Raw genomic sequence first — 646 nt, 5'->3', positions numbered from 1 at the left:
GCGTGATACCGACACAGCTGGCCGAAGTAGTGGCCCTTGAATTGGAAGAGCAGTTCCCTGAGCACCTCGATCAGGGCAACAGCGGCCTCGTCGGGCAGCGGCGGAAGGTCGATCGGTTGCAGGGTCTGGCGGGATTGTGGTTGTGTCATGGGCTGCTCCGAGTCGGTCAACGTGGCAAGGCCGTGCGCCGCGGGGTCGCGGTGGCGGGCGGGGTGAAGACCTCGAGGAAGAGCGCCTCGTCGAGGTGGGGGCGCTCGGTTTGGGCGGCGACGGCGAGCAGCTCGGAGGCCAGGGTGGCGAGGATGCGGTAATTGCCGGCGGCGTGATCGCAGAGGGTGTGTTGCAGGGGCTCGCTCATGAGGGCGGCGTTGCCGGCGCTGGCGCACAGGTGTTGCAGGCAGGCGAGCAGCTCCTCGCGGCGGGCGTGCTCGGTGGCCAGACGGGTGCGGATGCGCGAGCCCAAGGGCAGCAGCTCCTCGCGGCGCAGGTGATCGGTGAGGCGGGTGTCCCCGGCGAGGACGACGCACAGCAGCGGTTGGGAGTCGAAGCGGGCACTGGCGAGCAGGCGCAGCTCGTTGAGCACGGCGGGACTCATCTCCTGTGCCTCGTCCACCAGCAGCACGGCACGCCGACGCGTCGTCTACCG

The 646-nt window shown here is 69.7% G+C and carries 1 protein-coding gene; it reads right to left on the bottom strand.

Features of this window, described 5'->3' with window-relative positions; all coding sequences use genetic code 11:
* Nucleotides 1-166: 166 nt before the first annotated feature.
* On the bottom strand, nt 167-622 hold the full coding sequence (locus THIMADRAFT_RS24235) for a hypothetical protein (protein WP_007195787.1): 456 nt from the start codon (nt 620-622) through the stop codon (nt 167-169).
* Between the last annotated feature and the right edge of the window lie 24 nt (nt 623-646).

The sequence above is a fragment of the Thiocapsa marina 5811 genome (assembly GCF_000223985.1).
In the GTDB taxonomy this organism is placed as follows: domain Bacteria; phylum Pseudomonadota; class Gammaproteobacteria; order Chromatiales; family Chromatiaceae; genus Thiocapsa; species Thiocapsa marina.
Note: the sequence above shows the minus strand (reverse complement) of the source record. Positions and strands in the feature narration are given on the sequence as shown.